We start from the raw sequence: 1305 nt of genomic DNA on the forward strand, positions 1-1305 counted from the left end.
GGCGAATTCCAGGGGTCGTTGCAACACGTGGTGAGTTGATCAAGCCGCGAGCAGCTTAGCGAGGCGCTCGGCTGGGGTTTCCCAGCCGAGCGTTTTGCGTGGGCGGCCGTTGAGTTCGGCGGCGACGGCGTCCAGGTGCTCGCGGCTGTGCTGGGACAGGTCGGTTCCCTTGGGGAAGTACTGCCGCAGCAGGCCGTTGGTGTTCTCGTTCGAGCCGCGCTGCCAGGGGCTGGCGGGGTCGCAGAAGTAGACCGGGATGTCGGTGGCGATGGTGAATGCCTTGTGCGCGGCCATCTCCGTGCCCTGGTCCCAGGTCAGGGACCGCTTCAGGTGTGGCGGGAGCGATGTGACGGCTTCGATGAGGGCGTCACGGGTGGTGGATGCGCTGTGGTCCTTGGGAAGTGGTGCCAGCAGCAGGTAGCGGGTGGAGCGCTCGACGAGCGTGGCGATGGCCGACTTGCCTTCCTTGCCGATGATCAGGTCACCCTCCCAGTGGCCGGGGACGGCCCGGTCGGCGACCTCGGGAGGCCGCTCGCTGATCATCACCATGTCCCGGATACGCTGCTGGCGTTTGTAGGACTGCCGGTGCGGCCGGCGCATGGTCCGTCCGGTGCGCAGAGCGCGGGTCAGCTCGCGGCGGAGTTCTCCGCGGCCCTGGACGTAGAGGGCCTGGTAGATCGTCTCGTGGACCACGTGCATCTCCGGCCGGTCGGGGAAGGCTGACCGCAGAGCCTGGCAGATCTGCTCGGGACTCCAGCGCAGGGTGAGGTGGCGCTGTATGAAGTCGCGCAGCTCGGCGTTCTGCCCGATCTTCCCGGGTTTCGGGCGCGGGCGACGTTCTTCGGCACGCCGCTGAGCGGCATGCGGCCGGTAGGTCCACTCCCGGCCCCGCCAGAGCGCTCCGTTGCGGCGTATCTCCCGGCTGATCGTGGAAGGGCTGCGACCCAGCTCAGCGGCTATCTGCCGGACGGAGACGTTCTCCCGCAACCGGTCGGCGATGTGGATGCGGTCGGCCTCACGCAGGTAGCGCGACGGCTCGGACGCCGGGACCTCCACGGTGATGGGAGGCTTCGGCTTCCCCGTCGGCGGAGAGTGCCAGCCGTTACGCCACCGCTTGCCGGTCCGCGGGTTGATACCGACGATCCGGCTGGCCTCTCGATTGTTGTAACCCTGCTGCATGAGCTGGAGATATACCTCCCGCTCACGCAGCAGACGGCCACCGCCCCCTGGTCCCCGGTTCTCCCGGATCTTGAAGTCCATCGCACCCCTTGAGCTGGGGTGTTGCGACGACCACTAGAACGGAAG

General features: G+C 67.7%; 1 protein-coding gene. It reads right to left on the reverse strand.

Going from position 1 to position 1305, the window contains the following annotated elements:
* Nucleotides 1-39: 39 nt before the first annotated feature.
* Nucleotides 40-1260: an IS30 family transposase gene (locus AC07F3_RS42375; protein ID WP_479120453.1), complete on the reverse strand. Its 1221-nt coding sequence runs from the start codon at nucleotides 1258-1260 to the stop codon at nucleotides 40-42.
* Between the last annotated feature and the right edge of the window lie 45 nt (nucleotides 1261-1305).

The organism is Streptomyces sp. NPDC045846, assembly GCF_056431605.1.